At 68.6% G+C, this 17,954-nt stretch carries 17 protein-coding genes, 1 tRNA gene and 1 pseudogene; 4 read left to right on the top strand and 15 right to left on the bottom strand.

Going from position 1 to position 17,954, the window contains the following annotated elements; all coding sequences use genetic code 11:
• Positions 1 to 6: 6 nt before the first annotated feature.
• Entirely contained in the window at positions 7 to 747 is a 741-nt protein-coding gene (rlmB, locus tag G6N75_RS12345; protein ID WP_165348674.1) for a 23S rRNA (guanosine(2251)-2'-O)-methyltransferase RlmB, read from the bottom strand.
• Entirely contained in the window at positions 744 to 3,005 is a 2,262-nt protein-coding gene (gene rnr, locus G6N75_RS12340) for a ribonuclease R (RefSeq protein ID WP_165348673.1), read from the bottom strand. The genes rlmB and rnr overlap by 4 nt, the downstream gene beginning before the upstream one ends.
• 122 nt (positions 3,006 to 3,127) lie before the next feature.
• On the opposite strand from rnr, the gene G6N75_RS12335 reads away from it, so the two are divergent.
• Positions 3,128 to 3,214: transfer RNA gene (locus G6N75_RS12335), tRNA-Leu, on the top strand.
• Positions 3,215 to 3,270: 56 nt separating this feature from the next.
• Here G6N75_RS12335 and G6N75_RS12330 read toward each other — a convergent pair.
• From G6N75_RS12330 to G6N75_RS12310, 5 genes are all read right to left on the bottom strand, one after another.
• Positions 3,271 to 4,125 carry a hypothetical protein gene (locus G6N75_RS12330; RefSeq protein WP_165348672.1) on the bottom strand — a complete coding sequence of 285 codons (855 nt, stop codon included), beginning with the start codon at positions 4,123 to 4,125 and terminating at the stop codon, positions 3,271 to 3,273.
• Positions 4,126 to 4,132: 7 nt separating this feature from the next.
• Entirely contained in the window at positions 4,133 to 6,610 is a 2,478-nt protein-coding gene (locus tag G6N75_RS12325; RefSeq protein ID WP_165348671.1) for a mechanosensitive ion channel family protein, read from the bottom strand.
• A gap of 79 nt (positions 6,611 to 6,689) precedes the next feature.
• Positions 6,690 to 7,193 (bottom strand): BON domain-containing protein, encoded by a 504-nt coding sequence (locus G6N75_RS12320; protein WP_165348670.1) that lies wholly within the window; start codon positions 7,191 to 7,193, stop codon positions 6,690 to 6,692.
• 68 nt (positions 7,194 to 7,261) lie between these two features.
• The gene (locus G6N75_RS12315) at positions 7,262 to 7,756 is read right to left on the bottom strand and encodes a pyridoxamine 5'-phosphate oxidase family protein (RefSeq protein WP_165348669.1); all 495 of its coding nucleotides are present in this window, start codon (positions 7,754 to 7,756) and stop codon (positions 7,262 to 7,264) included.
• Positions 7,757 to 7,759: 3 nt separating this feature from the next.
• Positions 7,760 to 8,077, bottom strand: coding sequence for a rhodanese-like domain-containing protein (locus tag G6N75_RS12310; protein ID WP_165348668.1), 318 nt, complete (start codon positions 8,075 to 8,077; stop codon positions 7,760 to 7,762).
• A 143-nt stretch (positions 8,078 to 8,220) separates the two neighbouring features.
• Between G6N75_RS12310 and G6N75_RS12305 the strand changes: the two genes are divergently transcribed.
• The 3 genes from G6N75_RS12305 (at position 8,221) to G6N75_RS12295 (ending at position 10,954) form a co-directional block, all read left to right on the top strand.
• Positions 8,221 to 8,751: a hypothetical protein gene (locus tag G6N75_RS12305; protein ID WP_165348667.1), complete on the top strand. Its 531-nt coding sequence runs from the start codon at positions 8,221 to 8,223 to the stop codon at positions 8,749 to 8,751.
• A gap of 189 nt (positions 8,752 to 8,940) precedes the next feature.
• A complete protein-coding gene (locus G6N75_RS12300) occupies positions 8,941 to 10,485 on the top strand; it encodes an ammonia-forming cytochrome c nitrite reductase subunit c552 (RefSeq protein ID WP_165348666.1) in 1,545 nt (514 codons plus the stop codon).
• 13 nt (positions 10,486 to 10,498) lie between these two features.
• On the top strand, positions 10,499 to 10,954 hold the full coding sequence (locus G6N75_RS12295; RefSeq protein ID WP_165348665.1) for a NapC/NirT family cytochrome c: 456 nt from the start codon (positions 10,499 to 10,501) through the stop codon (positions 10,952 to 10,954).
• Between the two features lie 47 nt (positions 10,955 to 11,001).
• Here G6N75_RS12295 and G6N75_RS12290 read toward each other — a convergent pair whose 3' ends face one another.
• From G6N75_RS12290 to mutL, 8 genes and pseudogenes are all read right to left on the bottom strand, one after another.
• Positions 11,002 to 12,294 (bottom strand): adenylosuccinate synthase, encoded by a 1,293-nt coding sequence (locus G6N75_RS12290; protein ID WP_165348664.1) that lies wholly within the window; start codon positions 12,292 to 12,294, stop codon positions 11,002 to 11,004.
• Positions 12,295 to 12,313: 19 nt separating this feature from the next.
• Positions 12,314 to 12,511, bottom strand: a complete 198-nt coding sequence (locus G6N75_RS12285) for a DUF2065 domain-containing protein (RefSeq protein ID WP_165348663.1) — start codon at positions 12,509 to 12,511, stop codon at positions 12,314 to 12,316.
• A gap of 14 nt (positions 12,512 to 12,525) precedes the next feature.
• A complete protein-coding gene (hflC, locus tag G6N75_RS12280) occupies positions 12,526 to 13,404 on the bottom strand; it encodes a protease modulator HflC (protein ID WP_165348662.1) in 879 nt (292 codons plus the stop codon).
• Positions 13,404 to 14,552 (bottom strand): FtsH protease activity modulator HflK, encoded by a 1,149-nt coding sequence (hflK, locus tag G6N75_RS12275; protein ID WP_165348661.1) that lies wholly within the window; start codon positions 14,550 to 14,552, stop codon positions 13,404 to 13,406. The genes hflC and hflK overlap by 1 nt, the downstream gene beginning before the upstream one ends.
• Before the next feature lie 46 nt (positions 14,553 to 14,598).
• Entirely contained in the window at positions 14,599 to 15,927 is a 1,329-nt protein-coding gene (gene hflX / locus G6N75_RS12270) for a ribosome rescue GTPase HflX (RefSeq protein ID WP_165348660.1), read from the bottom strand.
• A gap of 19 nt (positions 15,928 to 15,946) precedes the next feature.
• Complete coding sequence (gene hfq / locus G6N75_RS12265) at positions 15,947 to 16,198, bottom strand: RNA chaperone Hfq (protein ID WP_165348659.1); 252 nt, start codon at positions 16,196 to 16,198, stop codon at positions 15,947 to 15,949.
• A gap of 129 nt (positions 16,199 to 16,327) precedes the next feature.
• Complete coding sequence (gene miaA, locus G6N75_RS12260) at positions 16,328 to 17,218, bottom strand: tRNA (adenosine(37)-N6)-dimethylallyltransferase MiaA (protein WP_240901144.1); 891 nt, start codon at positions 17,216 to 17,218, stop codon at positions 16,328 to 16,330.
• A 35-nt stretch (positions 17,219 to 17,253) separates the two neighbouring features.
• Positions 17,254 to 17,954, bottom strand: a pseudogene (gene mutL / locus G6N75_RS12255) (DNA mismatch repair protein MutL); the annotation flags it as partial.

The following is a 17,954-nucleotide window of genomic DNA, read 5'->3' as shown; positions in this document are numbered from 1 at the left end:
TAACGGCTAGCCGCCCCTCTGCGCAAGCGCCAGGTAGAGCAGCACCCCGGCGGCCACCGAGACGTTGAGGCTCTCCACGGCACCCTTCATCGGCAGGCTGACCAGCAGGTCGCAGGTCTCCCGCGTCAGGCGCCGCAGCCCGCCGCCCTCCGCTCCGAGCACCAGGGCCAGCGGACCGGCCAGGTCGGCCTGGAGGGCCGACTCGCCGCCGGCCTCGGCCCCGGCCAGCCAGATGCCCCGGTCCTTCAGGCCCCGCAGGCAACGCGCCAGGTTGACCACCTGGACCAGCGGCACGGTCTCGGCGGCGCCGGCGGCTGCCTTGCGCGCCGCCGGCGTCAGGCCCGCCGCGCGATCCTTCGGGATGATGACGGCATGCACGCCGGCCGCATCGGCGGTGCGCAGGCAGGCGCCGAGGTTGTGCGGGTCCTGCACCCCGTCCAGCACCAGCAGGAACGCTGGGGACTGCAGCCGGTCCAGCAGTTCGTAGAGGTCGTTCTCGTCCAGCGCCGCGACCGGCGCCAGCCGCGCCACGACGCCCTGGTGGGCCCCGCCGCCGGCCATCCCGTCCAGCGTCTCGCGCCGCACCGCCTGGCACTTGATGCCCTCGGCCCCGGCCAGCGCGAGGATCTCGCTCATCCGGTCGTCGCTCCGGCCGGCCTGGGTCCAAAGCTCCAGCACGCGCTCCGGCGCCCGCTGCAGCGCCTCGCGAACGGGGTGCAGGCCCCAGGCCAGCTCGCGTGTGCTCAATGCCTGCCGCCCTTGCCGCCGCCCCGGCCGCCCCGCTTGCGCCCGCCCTTGACGCCGCGTTCCGGCCGCGCCTGCTCGACCAGCTCGAAGTCGATCTTGCGGTCGTCCATGCTGACCCGGATCAGGCGCACCGGCAGCCGGTCGCTGAGCCGGAATACCCGGCCGGTGTGCTCGCCGACCAGGCGCTGGTGAACCGCGTCGCGCTGGTAGTAGTCGCCGCCCAGCGAGCTGACGTGGACCAGGCCGTCGATCTGGTATTCGGGAATCTGCACGAACAGCCCGAAATCGACCACGCCGGTGACCACGGCGTCGAACTCCTCGCCGATGCGGTCCTGCATGAACTCGCACTTCAGCCAGTCCATGGCGTCGCGGGTGGCCTCGTCGGCGCGGCGTTCGGTCATGGAGCAGTGGCGGCCGAAGCCCTCCATCTCGCGCCGGCCGTGGGTGAAGTCCTGCGGCTTGCCGCCGCGGAGCAGGTGACGGATCGCGCGATGGACCAGCAGGTCCGGGTAGCGCCGGATCGGGGAGGTGAAATGCGCGTAACGCTCCAGCGCCAGCCCGAAATGGCCAATGTTCTCCGGCTGGTAGACCGCCTGGCTCATGGCCCGGAGGATCACCGTCTCGATCAGGTCGGCGTCGGGGCGCCCGGCGACCTGCCCGACCAGCTCGGAGAAGTGCTTCGGTTCAAGGCGCTCCCGGGTCGGGAGCTTGAGGCCGAAGGCCCCGAGGAACTCGCGCAGGGCGGCGAGGCGGTCCTCCTCCGGCGGCGCATGTACCCGGTAGAGGGTCGGGATCTTGTGCTTCTCGAGGAACCGGGCCGCCTCCACGTTGGCGGCGATCATGCATTCCTCGATGATGCGGTGGGCATCGTTGCGATGGCGCGGCTCGATGCGCGCGATGTGCCCCTTCGGGTCGAAGCGCAGCACCACCTCGGGGAGGTCGAAATCGACCGCGCCGCGCCGGCCCCGGGCCCGGTGCAGGGCCCGCCACAGGTCGTGCAGGGCCTCCAGGTGCGGCAGCAGCTTCTCGTGCCGCCGCCGCAGGCCCGGGTCGCCCTCGACCAGGATGCCGGCGACCTCGTCGTAGGTCAGGCGGGCATGCGAGCGCATCAGGCCTTCGTGGAAGGTCGCGGCGCGGACCTTGCCCGTGGGCCCGACCTGCATCTCGCAGACCATGCAGAGCCGGTCGACGCCCGGGTTCAGCGAGCACAGCCCGTTGGAGAGGCTTTCCGGCAGCATCGGGATGACCTTGCGCGGGAAGTAGACCGAGGTGCCGCGCTCGCGGGCCTCGGTGTCCAGCGCCCCGTCGACCGCCACATAGTGCGAGACGTCCGCAATGGCGACCAGCAGCCGCCAGCCCCGGCCGTCGCGCTCGCACCAGACCGCGTCGTCGAAGTCCTTGGCGTCCGCCCCGTCGATGGTGACCAGCGGCACTTCACGCAGGTCCAGGCGGCCGCGCTTGGCGGAGGGGCGCACGCGGTCGCCCCAGCCCCCAGCCTCCGCCAGCGCCTCCTCGGGCCAGCGGAACGGCAGGCCATGGGCGCGCATGGCGATCTCGGTTTCCATCCCCGGCCCGCCGGCCTCGCCGAGGTTCTCGATCACCCGCCCGACCGGCTGGGTGTCCCGGCTCGGCGGGTCGGTCAGCTCCACCACCACGATGTCGCCGGGCTGGGCGCCGTTGGCCTGGCGCGGCGGCACCGCAATGCTCTGGCTGAAGCGCCGGTTGTCGGGTACGACGAAGCCGATGCCGCTCTCGCGCACGTAGCGCCCCACGATCTCGGAGGTGTTGCGCGCCAGCACCTCGACCAGCTTGCCCTCGGCGCGGCCGCGCGCGTCGGTACGGGCGATGCGCACCGCGACCTTGTCGCCGTGCATGACCTCCCGCATCTCGCGCGGCGAGAGATAGATGTCCTCGCCGCCCTCGTCGGGGCTGACGAAGCCGTAGCCGTCCCGGTGGCCGGTCACCACGCCCGTGACCAGGCCGATGTGCCCGACCAGGCAGTAGTGGCCGCGCCGGTTGGCGATGATCTGGCCGTCGCGGATCATGGCCCGCAGGCGGTTGCCCAGCGCGCTGCGCACCTCGTCGTCCTCGATGCCCAGTGCCTGGTGCAGCGCCTTGGGCTCCAGTGGCCGCCCGGCATGCTCGAGCGCTTTCAGGATCTCGTCGCGGGAGGGGATGGCGACGCGGTAGCGCTCGCTGTCCGGCTTGCCATCGCGGGGTCGAGTCGGCGTGCCGCCACGCCGTCCGGTACGTTTCATATTTGCTTCCTGGGGCCCATGCAGATTGGCGCCCGGATTCTTGTCCGGCCGCGTTGACAAGGATACACGGCGGCCGTATTCTTCGCGTCCCGCTCAGCAGGGTTCTCCTGCTTTGCCCTCGTGCCGAGGTGGCGGAATTGGTAGACGCGCTGGCTTCAGGTGCCAGTGGGGGTAACCCCGTGGAGGTTCAAGTCCTCTCCTCGGCACCATCTCGACGGCCGAGTCGTCCCTATCCGGACTGGACCAGCCTCTCCCGAAGGGCTGATCAGAACCCGACGGCCAGAAAGACCCTCGGTCCCTGCAGATCGAAATCGTAGTATTCGCGCAGCGTGCCCCGGTCTCTCGTCACGTCCAGATCGAACATGCTGTAGCCCAGCCCCACGCTCACTCGCCCGGTAAGCAGGTATGCCAGCTGGGCATGGAGCGCCAGCAACTCGCCGTCGTACTCGTCGTAGCTCAGGCTGATCCAGCCCCCCTTGAGCTGGCCCAGGAGCTTCGGGGTGAACGCGTAGGCCGCGTATATGGCCGCATTGGGCAGCGGCGCCAGGAAATCGTCCTGTTCCTCGCCCAGTGTCCTCACCATGGATCCGGCGCGGACTTCGGCGAACAGGTCGTATTCCAGGTCCACGCCGTGGACCCCGAGCCCGGCGCCGAACTCGGCGCGGTGGGACCGGTAGAAAGAGTAGTTCATGCTGACGACATAGAAATCCGCATCCAGCGCCGCCTCCGTCGAGGCCCCGACCGGGACCGCGAGGTCGCCGAACTCGAATTCGAAATCGACCGCCCTGCCGCCGGCGACATCGATGGTGAAATAGTCGAAGCCGAGCTGCCACCGCGTGCCAATGCGGGTACTCAGCCGCGCCCAGAGATCGGTGTCGCTTTCCGGCACGCCGAGCCGGGCGAGGTTGATGTAGTCGATGCGCTCGCCCTCGGTCCACTTCGCCATGGTGACGTCCACATCGAAGTTCACGGCGCCGACGAAGGCGCCCACCCTCTGGTCGAGCCACGGATGCAGGCTTTCGGCCGCGACGGCCTGCGGTGACAGGAGAGCCAGCGAGGCGATCGCGGCGCCGCGCCAGACCGGAGACAGGAAGCGGCGTTTACGGAGCAGCGATCGCATGGCGGATTCAGTCTCGCTTCGCGTGCGGGGAGCCTGCCGGCGGGTAATCCAGCCGGTCGCGGACCTCCTCCCGCGTCGCTTCGTCGAAGTCCGGGAACGGCAGCTTGTGGTCCTGGCGCAGTTTCTCCATGGTCTCTTCCGCGCGCTGCTTGCGCTCCTGGTCGATGCCGCTGTCACGGGCAAGGTAATTGACCGTGGACGGGAACGCAAAGCCGGTACCGGCTTCCTCGACGATCTCGATCAGCCTCAGGAAGATATCTTCCCGCACGGCCAGGAACTGATTCCAGTCCGACGTGGCCACGAAGGCGAAAATCTCGATGTTCACGGCATGCTCACCGAAGCCGATGAAGCGCGCGCGCGCGGGATCGTCGGTGACCAGCGGATGCTCGAGCAGCAGCTTGCGAATCTCGCTGAGCACCCAGCGCAACTGGTCCGGCGTGGTCTCATATCGCAAGCCGATTTCGGCAGTCAAGAGCATCTGGTCCCGGCGGCTGAGATTCACGATATGCAGATTGGCAAACTCTGCGTTCGGGACGGTAACGACCGTACGATCGAGCGAGCGGATCTTGACCGAGCGCAGGCCGATGGCCTCGACCACGCCGAGCCGGTCGCCGAAGCTGCAGAAATCGCCCACGTCGATCGGCTTGTCGGCAAACAGCGTGATGCCGCCGATGAAATTTTCCAGCGTGCCGCGCGCGGCGAGCGCCACCGCCAGGCCGCCGATGCCGAGACCGGCGATCACCCCCTGGACCGGGATCGAGAGAATCTCGGCCAGGAACAGGAACGCGCCGACAATGACCGCCAGCTTGGCGATCGAGGTCAGCAGCGAGCGCAGGATCTCGTCGCGGAACTTGTAGCGCCGGGACTGTGCCTCGAACAACGCGCTGATCTTGCCGATGAGGTGGTACAGGAGCCAGGCGCCGGCGACCGACAGGACGACGCCGATGGCCGCCCGCAGCGGGATGTCCACATGTTGCGGCAGGCCCAGCCGCCGCAGGCCGAACAGGCCGATCCAGGTGATCAGGATCAGCCGCATTGGCCAGATGAAGGTCGCGTTGACGCTGAAGCCGTCGATCGGTATCACGTCCCGCCTGAGCCGCAGGACCCACGCCAGCAACGACGTCAGCAGCCAGCTGATCGGAACGCTGACGACCAGCCACAGCCCGAGGGCGAGCCACTGCCACAGTTCGACGCCGCCGATATCCACGAGCAGGCCCCGATGAACAGCCCTTACCCGGTTGCGAACCTCGAAAAACGGCGTCGATTCCGTCCCTTCCCGCATTACCCGGGCGTCCGGCGGCATGTCCTCCAGCGCCATGAACAGGGAGCGCGAGCTGGCGACCGTGTCCGCGCTGAACTGCCAGATCCAGCTACCCTCCTCCTGCTGCACGGGCACGATCTCGACGCTGCCTTCAGGGTGCAGGAAATGCACGTAGGGTGAGCGCTGCCGGGGATTGTCGGGAATCTCCTGCCAGATCACCGGGCCGATGCGGCTGATGATCTCTTTCAGGTATTGGCCGCGGAGGGCGCCTTCCTCGAGGCGCGTTGCCGCCGGCAGCCGCGACAGGTCCATCGTCCGCAGCAACAGTTCCGAGGGCTCGACGCGCCACCCGTGCCACTCCTCGAGGAAGGTGCGCATCGTGTCCCGCGGCGACTTCAGCTCATGATGCTGCCGTGCATGCGGGATCTCGCCGTCGTAGACCTCGAGCAGGCGATCCAGCACCTCTTCCATCTCGTCTTCCGGGGGCACCACCAGCAGCCAGGCGTCCGGTTCGCCCGGCGCCGAGACGCGCCGGAAGCGCAAGTTGAACTCGACGCCGGTGCCGGCCTGTTCCAGTTCGGTGGAGAACTCGTCACCGCCGCCGTTCCCGAGCGAGCGCACCGACCACACGCGGAACGTAAGCCGGTCCAGGACCCTGAAGAAGCTCGTTGCCAGCTGCATGCGCACCGTCGGCGTCAGCGTCTGGTGGTAAGCACTGAAATCGAGCAGCTCAAGCGTCGGGCCGAGGCGGTCGATCCGGCCCGTGGCCGCCTCGTTGGCCCCAAGCAGGAAGGAAAACAGCGTCTTCGCCGGGCTCGACTTGTCTTTGTAGATCGCCGCCGACTCGCCGGGCGACTGCCGGCGCGCGGTCCACCACTCGCCGGTGCCGAAGCGGCCCATGAAAGTCTGCCCATCCGGCGCCATGGAGAACACGAAATCGCCCGAGCCGCTCGGGTCGCGCCAGGTGCCCTTGAGCCGGGATCCCTCGACCTGGCCCTCGATAACGCCCTCTAGCACCGGATACGTCCCTTCGACCCGGTCGCCGGACTGCTCGAGTATCAGCTGCGCACCACCGCCGCGCCAACGGCTCTCCCACGAGCCGGACCAGTCGCCGGGGCCCTCGGCCGCCGCGGCTGCCACAGCCGGAAGAAGGGCCAGGCACGCGGTCCCGGTCAGCGCCGCCAGCGCGCGCAGCGGCGCATGTTTCCGTCGTCGGGCGATCATCGCGTGAGGCTACCGGCACCGGCCCCGAGAATCCAGTGCTAATCGCCCTCTATGACCGCGCCCGATGGTCGCCCGGTGTTTATTCGGGGACCGTCCTGATCTTCAGGTCGTTGCGGACCTCGACCACGCCTTCCAGGGCCATCGCGAGGGCGCCGGCGTCGCGCTTGATCGCCATCGAGTCGACTTCACCGGTGAGATGGGCGATTCCGTCCGTCACCTCGACCTGGACGTCGCCGAAATCTTCGCGGGCCGCCAGCGTCTCCCGCAGCTGTTCCTGGGCGCGGGCATCGGTTGCGGCGATGCCGGTGAATTCGGCGTCGCGCGCCGTACCGCCGCCGGTCCATGACTCGCGAGGCTCGGAGTACTCGTCCGTGTAGTCGACTTCGCCCGGGTCCGTTTCGGGCTCCGCTGCGCCCGGCCTGCGCTCGGCCTCCTTCTCCCGCGCGAGTTCTCCCGCCTTGGGTTGTTCGGATGCGGACTGCTCGTCCGAACGGTTCGGGCACCCCGCCAGCGGCGTAGCAAGCACTAAGGCCAGGGCCGCGGCGCAGAGCACGGTCACGGGCCGTGAATATTTTTCGTTCATCGTCATCTCCAAGAAGACATTGCGCCGGCCCGCGGCGCGACCTGGCGCCCGTGGCGGCCGGCTCGGCATCAGCCGAAAGTGAATTTCCCGTGGCCGGACAGCTCCTTCTCGCTGAGCCGGCGTCCCGCGGCCATCGCCTTGCCCGCCTCCCACAGGAATTCGAGCCGGCGTGCTCCCGTACGATCCCAGTACTCCGCCCGGTCCGGATCGACTTCGATCAGCACCAGTGCGGGATCCCCGGGTCCCTCCGGGAACCAGAGCTGCCAATCGTCCCGCCACAGCACCTCCACCCGGGCGCGGTCGTCGACCAGCCGGGCCGTCCCGGAGATCGCCAGGTAGGCGCCCGCCGCCTGCATCACGACGGCCACGCCGGGCCGCATGGTGATTTCGGTCGCCTTGGCCGAACGATTGCTGGTCGCGAAGCTCAGGGCCGCGCCGTCGCTGTCGGCGATGGCCATCGGCCGGGCGTGCAGGCTGCCGTCATTCGCCACGCTGACCAGCATGGCGTGGTCGAACCCCTGCAGCAGGTCTTCGAAGCGCTCGATGTCGTGGTCGTCGGACATGCTTCAGTGGTTCCGCAGCCAGTCCCTGGTGCCCCCCTCGTAGTCGTAGACGTGCTCGAAGCCCGCTTCGTCCAGCTTCTTCGCGGCAGTCGGAGACGCGTCACAATCCTTGTTCGCGCAGTACATGACGATCTTGCGATCCTTGCCGCCGGCGACTTTCTCCACCTCTTCGACGAAGGTGTCATCCTCGTGGGGAATGTTGATGGACGTGCGGATGTGGGCTTCCCGGAACGCCTCGCGGGGCAGCACGTTGATGAGCACGAAGTCATCCTTCTTCTGCTCGTTCATCTTCTCCAGTGTTTCTCTGCTGATGGGCTGCATGATCGCCCCCCTTTTCTCTTCGAGGTCGTCACACATTCATGACGCAACGGCGCTGCCGCCGCATTGCGATTTCTCAGTGCCGTAATCCACGGAAGTTGCGAACGTTGGCCTGAAACGACAGCCCAGGGGCACGCATGCTCGACATGAAAGACAGGGTCGCGATCGATCCCGCGCCCGTTGACGTCGGCGCCCGGTTCTCGTCGCGGGAGGCCGCCGAAAAGGCGATCGAGCAACTGGCTGCGGCGAACATCGCCCGGGCCCAGGTAGAGATCGTCGACGAAAGCGAAGGGCTGCAGGTGGCCCGCGGCGCCGAGCGGCGTGCTACCCGCAAGGCGCTCGTCCGCTGGCACGTCTTGCTCGGCGCCGCGGGTGCCGTGCTCGGCATCCTGCTGTGGCTGTTCGCCTGGAACGCACGCTCGACGCTGGTACTGGCCATGCCGGCGCTGATGTTCTTCGTGGCCGGCGCCTTCGGCGCCGTCGCGGGATTGCTGCTGGGCGGCCTGCTGTCCGCACGCCCGGCCAAGGGGTTGCTGGCGACGGCCGCGCAGGACGACGCCCGCGCCGGGGCCTTCCCCGTGGTGGTGCATGCCACCGACCGGGAGCAGGCGCGCCGGGCCCGGGAAATCCTCGTCGCGGCGCACGGCGATCCCTACCTGATCGGCGCCGGCTCCTAGCCAGCGCCATGGAGCGCAGGGCACCCGCCACCCGGTGTGCCAGCCCGCGCCGGAGCTGTTGCATCGCAATAGGGATAACTCCCTATTCACTCCTATTTGATGCATCTCATATGATTCATTTAACGGCCGGACGGGGCGTCCGGTTTTGTCGATCGCTGCCACGGGCAGAATCTTGCAGGAGCCACCGCAATGCGTTACTTAATCGCCCTCCTTACCACCGCCGTCCTGGCGGGCGGCGCCCTTTCGCTCAGCGCGCAGTCGCCGGACGAATCCTCGGCGCCCAAGACCCCGGGGGCCTTCCAGCCGCCGTCGGAACGGGAACTGGGCGAAGGCAACCTGGCCTTCCAGAACCTGCCCCAGTACCAGTCGTACCTGCAGAACAACGACGACTCCGAGATGACGGAGTACGCCGGCTCGGTCCCGCACCAGAAGCACAATAACTGGGACCCGCTGCCGAAAGGCTACAAGCACGCCCAGCCATACCTGAAGAACCTGTGGCTCGGCTATCCCTTCAGCTACGAGTACGACCGCGCCCGCGGCCATACTTATGCGATCCAGGACGTGACCAAGATCGACCGGATCAACCGCTACAGCGAACAGGCCGGCCTGCCTGCCACCTGCTGGAACTGCAAGACCAACACCATCCCGCAGCTGCTGGAGAAGCATGGCAACGACTTCTGGGCGATGAACTTCCACGACTTTCGTGAGATGCACGACCCGGAGCGCCACAACATCGGTTGCACCAACTGCCACGACCCCGACAACCAGATGAAGCTGGTGATCACCAGCATCCCGCTGGACGACTACCTGAAGCGCCAGGGGCGTGACTGGCGGGATGCCTCGAACGACGAAATGCGCTCGCTGGTGTGCGCCCAGTGCCACGTCGAGTATTACTTCGAGAAGGGTGACGCCGGCGTCGCCGCGAAAGTGCACTTCCCCTGGGACGAAGGCCTGAACGCGGAAGATATTTACGAGCTGATGTCCGCAGGCGACCCGGAGCGCGACGGCTTCAAGGGCCAGTTCACCGACTGGGTCCACGCGGTGTCCAAGGCGCCGATGCTGAAGACCCAGCATCCCGAGTACGAGATGTATTCCGACAGCGTCCACGCCCAGGCCGGCGTGCAATGCGCCGACTGCCACATGCCGCGCGTCAAGGAAGGCCCGGTGACCATTACCTCGCACCACTGGACCTCGCCGCTGAAAAACGACGAGTCGATCAAGAATTCCTGCGGCAGCTGCCATGCGGACCAGAGTCCCTCCGACCTGCGTGAGCGCACGGTCTACAACCAGGAGCGCGTCTGGGACCAGCTGCTGATTGCCCAAGACAAGTCGGTTCGGGCGCACGAGGCCATTCGGCGCGCCATGGAGACGCCGGACGTCGACGAGGAGCTACTTGCGCAGGCGCGCGAGCTGGTGCGCAAGGGCCAGTGGTTCTGGGATTACGTCTCGGCCGAGAACAGCGCCGGCGCTCACAACCCCGTCAAGGCCCTGGACACGCTCGCCGCCTCGCAGCAGTACAGCGACCAGGCCGCCAGCCTGGCCATCCGGGCCTCCGGCTACGCCATCGCCGAGGTGATGGACACGCCGATCAAGGAACTGGTCCCGCCGATCCGCGAGCACAGCCGCAAGCTGCAGCAGAGCCAGGAACACCTCGATTCGCACGTCTGGCTCCAGTACCTGCCGCTGCTGCCCGAGGCCGACCTGGTGTGGAACGGCACGGAACGCGTACAGTGACGGGAGGCAGGAGATGAACAAGCTCTGGATCATCGTCATCGCCGGCCTGCTCGCATTGTTCGCCGTGGGCGGCGTGGCGGGCCACAAGATGACCAAGACCGACGCCTTCTGCAGTTCCTGCCACGCCTACCACAAGGCGTCCTGGGACCACGGCATGCATCCCGAGGTCGGCTGCCTCGACTGCCACACCGGCGGTTTCTGGCGGGACAAGACCCAGGGCGCGCGCAAGGTCTGGCTGGTGTTCACCGGGCAGATGGATCCGCACCACGACCAGCTGGCCAGCTACCCCGACAAGACCATGGCCAACTGCATCGGCTGCCACATGAACGAGGAAGTCGCCACCGTGGCCCCGTACTACATCGAGCGGCATTCCGAGTACCTGCAAGCGGCGCCCCACTGCATCGGCTGCCACGAGCCGGGGCACGTGAAGAGCATCCTCAGCGAGCGCAATGTCGCTGTCAGGCAGTAGATCCGGCGGGGACTGTCCCCAGTGGGGACAGTCCCCAGCCCCGGGGCTCAATCGAAGGGGTTACGCAGGACGATGGTCTCGGCCCGGTCAGGCCCGGTGGAGATGATATCGATCGGCACGCCGACGACGTCCTGCAATCGGTCGAGATACGCGCGGGCGTTTTCCGGCAGTTCCGAATAGGCGGTGAGCCCGACCGTCGAACTCTTCCAGCCCGGCACGTCCTCGTAAATGGGCTCGATCTCGGCGTACTGGTCCGCGGCCAGCGGCGGCGTATCCACGACCTCGCCACCCACCTTGTAGCCCACGCAGATGCGGATGGTGTCGAGGTCATCCAGCACGTCGAGCTTGGTCACGCACAGCCCCGAGACGCTGTTCAGGGCGATGGAGCGGCGCAGGGCCACGGCGTCGAACCAGCCGCAGCGGCGCGCCCGGCCGGTCACCGAGCCGAACTCGTGGCCGACCCGGGCCAGGTGCTCACCCATCTCGTCGAACAATTCGGTCGGAAACGGCCCCGCCCCGACCCGGGTGGTGTAGGCCTTGACGATGCCGAGCACGTGATCGATGGCCCTCGGCCCCACGCCGGCGCCGGTGCACGCGCCGCCGGCGGTGGTATTCGACGAGGTGACGTAGGGATAGGTGCCCTGGTCGATGTCCAGCAGGGCGCCCTGCGCGCCTTCAAACAGCACGTTGTGGCCGGCGCGGCGGTAAGCCTCGAGCAGGCTGGCCACGTCGGCCATCATCGGCAGGATCCGCTCCCCCTGGGCCAGCAGGGTCTCCAGCGTCTCCTGGAAGTCCACCGGGTCGCGCTGGAAATAGCGCTGCAGCACGAAGTTATGGAAATCCAGCACCTCGCCGAGCTTGGCGGCGAAGCGCTCGCGGTGGGCGAGGTCGGACACGCGCAGCGCCCGGCGGGCGACCTTGTCCTCGTAGGCCGGGCCGATGCCCCGCCCGGTCGTGCCGATCTTGGCGGCGCCCTTGGCATGCTCCCGGGCCGCGTCCAGCGCCACGTGCGAGGGAATGATCAGCGGGCAGGCGGGGCTGATGCGCAGGCGCTCGGCGACCGGGACGCCCCGCGCCGTAAGCTCGTCGAGCTCCCCCAGCAGCGCTTCCGGCGACAGCACCACGCCGTTGCCGATCAGGCAGGCCACGCCCTCGCGCAGGATGCCGGAAGGCAACAAGCGCACGATGGTCTTGCGCCCCTCGATGACCAGCGTGTGGCCGGCGTTGTGGCCGCCCTGGAAGCGCACCACGGCGGCCACGCGATCCGTCAGGAGGTCGACGATCTTGCCCTTGCCCTCGTCACCCCACTGGGTGCCGATGACGACCACGTTCTTGCCCACTACGGAGGCCTCCCCTGGATCAAGCCCCGGAACGCACGAAATACAGCAGCAGCAGCCCCGCCACGATGCTCACGAGGCCGATGAGCCGGAGCTTGTCCTCCGGCATCTGGGCCAGCATGGCCATGGCCCTGCGCGACCCGCGCGGGTTGGCGAAGGGCAACAATCCCTCGATCACCATGACCAGCGCGACCGCCGCCAGCAGGTCGGTCCAGTTCATGCCGGCGGCGCCCTTTAGCGCCCGGCCCCGCCCGTCGGATCCTTCAGGAAGCGGAAGAACTCGCCGTCGGGCTCGATCACCAGCATGTCATTGCCCTGGCCGATGGACGTCCGGAAGGCCTGCATGCTGCGCCAGAACTCGTAGAAGTCACGGTCCTGCTCGAAGGCCTGGGCATACACCTCGGCCGCCCGCGCATCGCCGGCGCCGCGAATGCGCTGGGCGTCGCGCTGCGCCTCGGCGATGATGATGGTGCGCTGGCGGTCAGCGTCGGAGCGAATCCGCTCGGCGGTCTCCCCGCCCTCCGCGCGCAGCTGCGCAGCCACCCGGGCGCGCTCCTGGCGCATGCGGTTGAACACGCTCTCGCTGACGTCGGGCGGCAGGTCCAGGGTCTTGACGCGGACATCGACGATCTCGATGCCGAGCTCGCGCGCCGTGACCCCGGCGGTGTCCATCAACTCGTCCACCACCTGGGCGCGGTCGGCGGTCACGACCTCCTGCACGGTCTGGCGGGCGAACTGCGCGCGCAGGCCATCCTTCATGATTTCCAGCAGGCGGCTGGTCGCGAGCCGTTCGTCGCCGCCGGTCGCCCGGAAGTACTGGCCGACATCCACGATCCGCCACTTGACGTAGAAGTCCACCCGCAGGTTCTTCTTCTCGGCCGTCAGGAAGGGCTCGTTCGGGTTGTTGCGGGTCAGCACCCGGTTGTCGAACTTCCGCACCGTGTTGACGAACGGCGTCTTGAAATGCAGTCCCGGCTCGAAGTCCATCCGCACGATCTCGCCGAAACGCAGCTTGATGGCATATTCGCGCTCGTCGACGATGAACACGGACATCGACAGCAGCACCACGGCTGCCACGGCGATCAGCAGCAGGCTTGTTCCTTTGGCGCCCATCAGCGGGTCCCCCTCGAACGCAGGTCGGTGGTGGGCGGGGCCGCGCGCTCTGTCTGGCGAGGCTGGCTCGCCTGGCCCTGGTCGGCGGGATCCGCCAGGCGGGTGGAGGCGCCGCCGGAGCGCTTCAAGAGCTCCTCGATCGGCAGGTACATCAGGGTCCCGCTGCCCGGCGCATCGACCAGGATCTTGCTGGCATTGCCGAGCACCTGTTCCATGGTTTCGAAATACAGGCGCTGTCGCGTCACCTGGGGCGCGCGGGTGTACTCGGCCAGCAGGGCGAGGAAGCGATCGGTCTCACCCTCCGCCTCGGCGATGACCTGGGCCCGGTAGGCCTCGGCGCTTTCCATCAGCCGGGCCGCGCCACCGCGGGCGCGCGGCACCACGTCGTTGGCATAGGCCTCCGCTTCCAGCGCCAGGCGGTCGCGGTCCTCGCGCGCCTTGATGGCGTCCTGCACGGCCGCTTCCACCTGCGAAGGGAAGTTCGCGTCCTCGAGGTTCACCGAGGTGACCTCGATACCCGTGCCGTAGGAATCCAGCGTCGACTGGATGATTTCCCGGGCCTGCACGGCGACCTCGGCGCGGCCCTCGGTCAGGACGAAGTCCAGCAGGCTCTTGCCCACCACCTCGCGGATCGCAGTCTCGGTGACCTCGCCGAGCGTCTGCTCGGGATCACGCACGTTGAACAGGAAGGCCTGCGCGTCCGTGCGACGGAACTGGACCCTGAGGTCCACGCTGACGATGTTCTCGTCGGCGGTCAGCATCCGGGTGGAGTGGGTGAAGGAGTCGACCTGCGCGACATTGACGGTTTCGACGCGCTGGATCGGGTAAGGGATGTGCCAGTGCAGGCCGGGCAAGGTGGTCTTGTGATAGGCGCCGAACTGCAGGACCACGCCCCGCTCGGCTTCGTCCACCTGGTAGAAGCCGGACAGCAGCCAGAGCACGACACCCGCCGCCGCCACCAGCCCCAGGCCGGCTCCGGCCGCGCGGCCGCCGCCGCCGCCCGAGCCCGTCCCGCGGCCCTTGCCGCCGAAGACCCCGGAAAGCTTCCGTTGCAGGTCGCGGGCGACCTTGTCGAGGTCCGGGGGGCCTTGCTTGCCGCCGCCGGAATTCCAGGGATTACCGCCCTTGCCAGGTTCGTTCCAAGCCATGATGTTCCTTAAAGACTCGTTGTTCGCGCTGAGCGCGGATCGTCACTCAGGCCACGGTCCGCGATTGTAGGGATGCGCCGGACCCCTCACAAGGACGGGGGCGTATCCGGCTGCGCTTCAGACCAGTATCGCGGCAGAATCGTTCCAGGGCCACCTTTGGCGCCTCGACCTCGAGATTCCAGCCGCCGGCATCGTCGCCCGACTCCTGCCGCACCATGTCGGCATCATAGAGTTTCGCGCGCAGGCCGCCCTCCGATGCAGCGAGGTGCAAGCTGCCGAGGACCCGGCCCGCGCCGAAGTGCTCGCGCAGCGTCGCGGTCAGCAGCTCCAGCCCCGCGCCGCTGCGCGCCGATACGCGCACCGAGCGCACGCGGCCGGCCTCGTCCCGGCTGGTACCGGGCGCCTCCCCCGTCGCATCGATCTTGTTGTAGACCAGCAGCTGGGGCACATCCTCCGCGCCGATCTCCGCCAGTACGCGGTCGACATGCTCGATGCGCTCGTCCCGCAGCGGGTCGGCGCTGTCGATCACGTGCAGGAGCAGCGCCGCGTCGCGGGTTTCCTTCAGGGTCGAGCGGAAGGCCGCCACCAGCTCGTGCGGCAGGTCGCGCACGAAACCCACCGTGTCGGCCAGCACCACGTCGAGCCCGGCGGCCAGCTCGAGGCGGCGCAGCGTCGGGTCCAGGGTGGCGAAAAGCTGGTCGGCGGCGTACACGCGCGCCTCAGTGAGGCGATTGAACAGCGTCGACTTGCCGGCATTGGTGTACCCGACCAGCGCAACCGTGGGCACTTCCGCCTTGGCGCGGGTCCGCCGGCCCTGCTCGCGCTGCTTGTCGACCTTCTCCAGTCGCCGCGTGAGCATCCTGATGCGGTTCGCCAGCAGGCGCCGGTCCGTCTCCAGCTGGGTCTCGCCGGGCCCGCGCAGGCCGATGCCGCCTTTCTGGCGCTCCAGGTGGGTCCAGCCCCGCACCAGCCGGGTGGACAGGTGCCGCAGCTGCGCGAGCTCGACCTGCAGCTTGCCTTCGAAGCTGCGCGCGCGCTGGGCGAAGATATCGAGAATCAGCCCGGTGCGATCGAGCACGCGGCAGCTCAAAACCTTTTCCAGGTTGCGTTCCTGGCTGGGGGAAAGCGAATGATTGAACAGCACCAGGTCGGAGCCGGACTCGCGGATCAACGCGGCGAGTTCCTCGGCCTTGCCGGAGCCGATATAGAGGCGCGGATCGGGCGCGGCCCGCGAGGCCGTGAGCCGGCCCGCGACCGTGGCCCCGGCGGAAACGGCCAGGCGCTCGAGTTCTTCTAGTTCTGCCGCGGAAGGACGATCGCCGAAACCGACCTGGACCAGAACGGCACGCTCACCGTGCCCCGGACGTTCGAACAACAGGTCCTCCCGCTGCGCCTCAGCCCTGGCCGTCGTCGTCGCCGGCGTCTTCGCCGGTCGCGATGCGCACATTGCGCGAGGGCACGACGGTGGAGATGGCGTGCTTGTACACCATCTGGCTGACGCTGTTCTTGAGCAGTACGACGAACTGGTCGAAAGACTCGATCTGGCCCTGCAGCTTGATGCCGTTCACCAGGTAAATTGAAACGGGCACCTTTTCCCTGCGCAGGGCGTTGAGGAAGGGGTCCTGCAGCGACTGTCCTCTGGCCATTGAATGAGCTCTCCGTGGCGGGCCGTTATTCTTCCGGGAGTTCCCTCCACCGGCGATGCGCGCACCGGCCCAAGCCCGCGCACCTGATATCCAAGTTTAGCATACCGACACCTGCGGGCCGCCCGGAGTTCAGCCCAGCCAGCGCTCGATCAGGGCCCGCGCGCCGGCGCCGTCCGCCGGCCAGTGGAGCTCGGACTCCGCCCGCAACCAGGTCATCTGCCGCTTCGCCAGGCGGCGCGTGGCCGTGATGGCGTCGGCCACGGCCCGGTCGAGCTCGCATTCCCCGGCGACGGCGCGCCACAGCTGGCGATATCCCACGGCGCGGATCGACGGCAGCCCGGCATGCAGGTCGCCGCGCGCGTGCAGCCGTTCCACCTCTGCCAGCAGGCCGGCCGCCATCATGTCCCGGAAGCGCTGCTCGATGCGGGCATGCAGCGCGGCCCGGTCGGGCGGCGCCAGCGCCAGCTTCAGCAGCCGCCAGCCCTCGAGCGGGCTGTCGCCGGCCGCCTGCAGCTCGGAGAGCGGGCGGCCGGCAAGCTGCCAGACCTCCAGCGCCCGCTGAATGCGCTGCGAATCGCCCGGCTGGATGCGGCTGGCCGCCACCGGGTCGACCACGGCCAGCCTGGCATGCAGCGCCGGCCAGCCGTGCGCCGCCGCCTGGCGATCGAGCTCGACCCGCAGCGCCGGGTCGGCCGGGGGCAATTCGGCCAGGCCCCGCTGCAGGGCGCGAAAATACATCATCGTCCCGCCGGTCAGCAGCGGGACCCGGCCCCGGGCGCGGATGGCCGTCATCGCCGCCAGCGCCTCGCGGCGGAAACGGCCGGCGGAATAGGTCTCGGCCGGATCGACGAGGTCCACGAGGTGGTGCGGGGTCTCCGCGCGCAGCGCCGGCGACGGCTTGGCGGTGCCGATATCCATCTCGCGATACACCAGCGCCGAGTCCACGCTGACGATCTCCAGCGGCAGCGCGCGGGCCAGCTCGATGGCCAGGCCGGTCTTGCCCGACGCCGTCGGGCCCATCAACAGGATCGCGGGCTGGCGCTCCACGCCGTCGCTCAGCGGCCGCGCAGGAACAGCCGGTCGAGTTCAGCCATGCTGAGCTGGGTCCAGGTCGGCCGCCCGTGATTGCACTGGTCTGCCCGTTCGGTGCGCTCCATGTCGCGCAACAGGGCATTCATCTCCGCCAGCGTCAGCTGGCGGTTGGCCCGGACCGAGCCATGGCAGGCCATGGTGGCCAGCACCTCGTTCATGCGCTCCTCGACCCGCCGGCTGCTGCCCTGCTCCGCCAGGTCGGCGAGCAGGTCGCGCAGCAGCGCCTCGGCATCGGTGTTGCCCAGCAGCACCGGCACCTGGCGGATCACCAGGACATCAGGGCCGCGGCGATCGATCTCGAGCCCGATGCGCGCCAGCTCCGGGCGCACCGAGTCCGCCAGCTCGGCTTCCCGCGCCGACACCCGCACGCTGAGCGGCACCAGCAGCGGCTGGCCCGCCGCCTCCGTGCCCCCCAGCGCCTGTTTCAGGCGCTCATACAAGACCCGCTCGTGGGCCGCGTGCATGTCGACGATGACCAGCCCGTCCCGGTTCTGCGCCAGGATGTAGACCCCGCCAAGCTGGCCCAGCGCATGGCCGAGCGGCAGTTCGTCGGCCGGTGCCGGGGCGGCGGCGGGCGCCGCGGCAGCGATAGCGCCGGGCCCCGCTGCCGGTGCGTCGGACGTTGCCGGCGCCCCCTCGCGGACGCCAAGCGCCATCGTGTCCT

This window comes from Thioalkalivibrio sp. XN8 (assembly GCF_011058255.1).
Classification (GTDB): Bacteria; Pseudomonadota; Gammaproteobacteria; order Steroidobacterales; family XN24; genus XN24.
This window is presented reverse-complemented; position numbering and strand designations above follow the sequence as displayed.

Bases quoted from the DNA above. Each gene is read 5' to 3' on its own strand.
- miaA (WP_240901144.1), bottom strand. From the start codon at position 17,218: ATGGGCCCGACGGCGTCGGGCAAGACCGGCCTGGCCATCGAGCTGGCC.
- G6N75_RS12300 (WP_165348666.1), top strand. From the start codon at position 8,941: ATGCGTTACTTAATCGCCCTCCTTACCACCGCCGTCCTGGCGGGCGGC.
- G6N75_RS12315 (WP_165348669.1), bottom strand. From the start codon at position 7,756: ATGTCCGACGACCACGACATCGAGCGCTTCGAAGACCTGCTGCAGGGG.
- hflK (WP_165348661.1), bottom strand. From the start codon at position 14,552: ATGGCTTGGAACGAACCTGGCAAGGGCGGTAATCCCTGGAATTCCGGC.
- G6N75_RS12310 (WP_165348668.1), bottom strand. From the start codon at position 8,077: ATGCAGCCCATCAGCAGAGAAACACTGGAGAAGATGAACGAGCAGAAG.
- rnr (WP_165348673.1), bottom strand. From the start codon at position 3,005: ATGAAACGTACCGGACGGCGTGGCGGCACGCCGACTCGACCCCGCGAT.
- G6N75_RS12295 (WP_165348665.1), top strand. From the start codon at position 10,499: ATGAACAAGCTCTGGATCATCGTCATCGCCGGCCTGCTCGCATTGTTC.
- G6N75_RS12330 (WP_165348672.1), bottom strand. From the start codon at position 4,125: ATGCGATCGCTGCTCCGTAAACGCCGCTTCCTGTCTCCGGTCTGGCGC.
- hflC (WP_165348662.1), bottom strand. From the start codon at position 13,404: ATGGGCGCCAAAGGAACAAGCCTGCTGCTGATCGCCGTGGCAGCCGTG.
- G6N75_RS12325 (WP_165348671.1), bottom strand. From the start codon at position 6,610: ATGATCGCCCGACGACGGAAACATGCGCCGCTGCGCGCGCTGGCGGCG.
- G6N75_RS12285 (WP_165348663.1), bottom strand. From the start codon at position 12,511: ATGAACTGGACCGACCTGCTGGCGGCGGTCGCGCTGGTCATGGTGATC.
- G6N75_RS12305 (WP_165348667.1), top strand. From the start codon at position 8,221: ATGAAAGACAGGGTCGCGATCGATCCCGCGCCCGTTGACGTCGGCGCC.
- hfq (WP_165348659.1), bottom strand. From the start codon at position 16,198: ATGGCCAGAGGACAGTCGCTGCAGGACCCCTTCCTCAACGCCCTGCGC.
- G6N75_RS12320 (WP_165348670.1), bottom strand. From the start codon at position 7,193: ATGAACGAAAAATATTCACGGCCCGTGACCGTGCTCTGCGCCGCGGCC.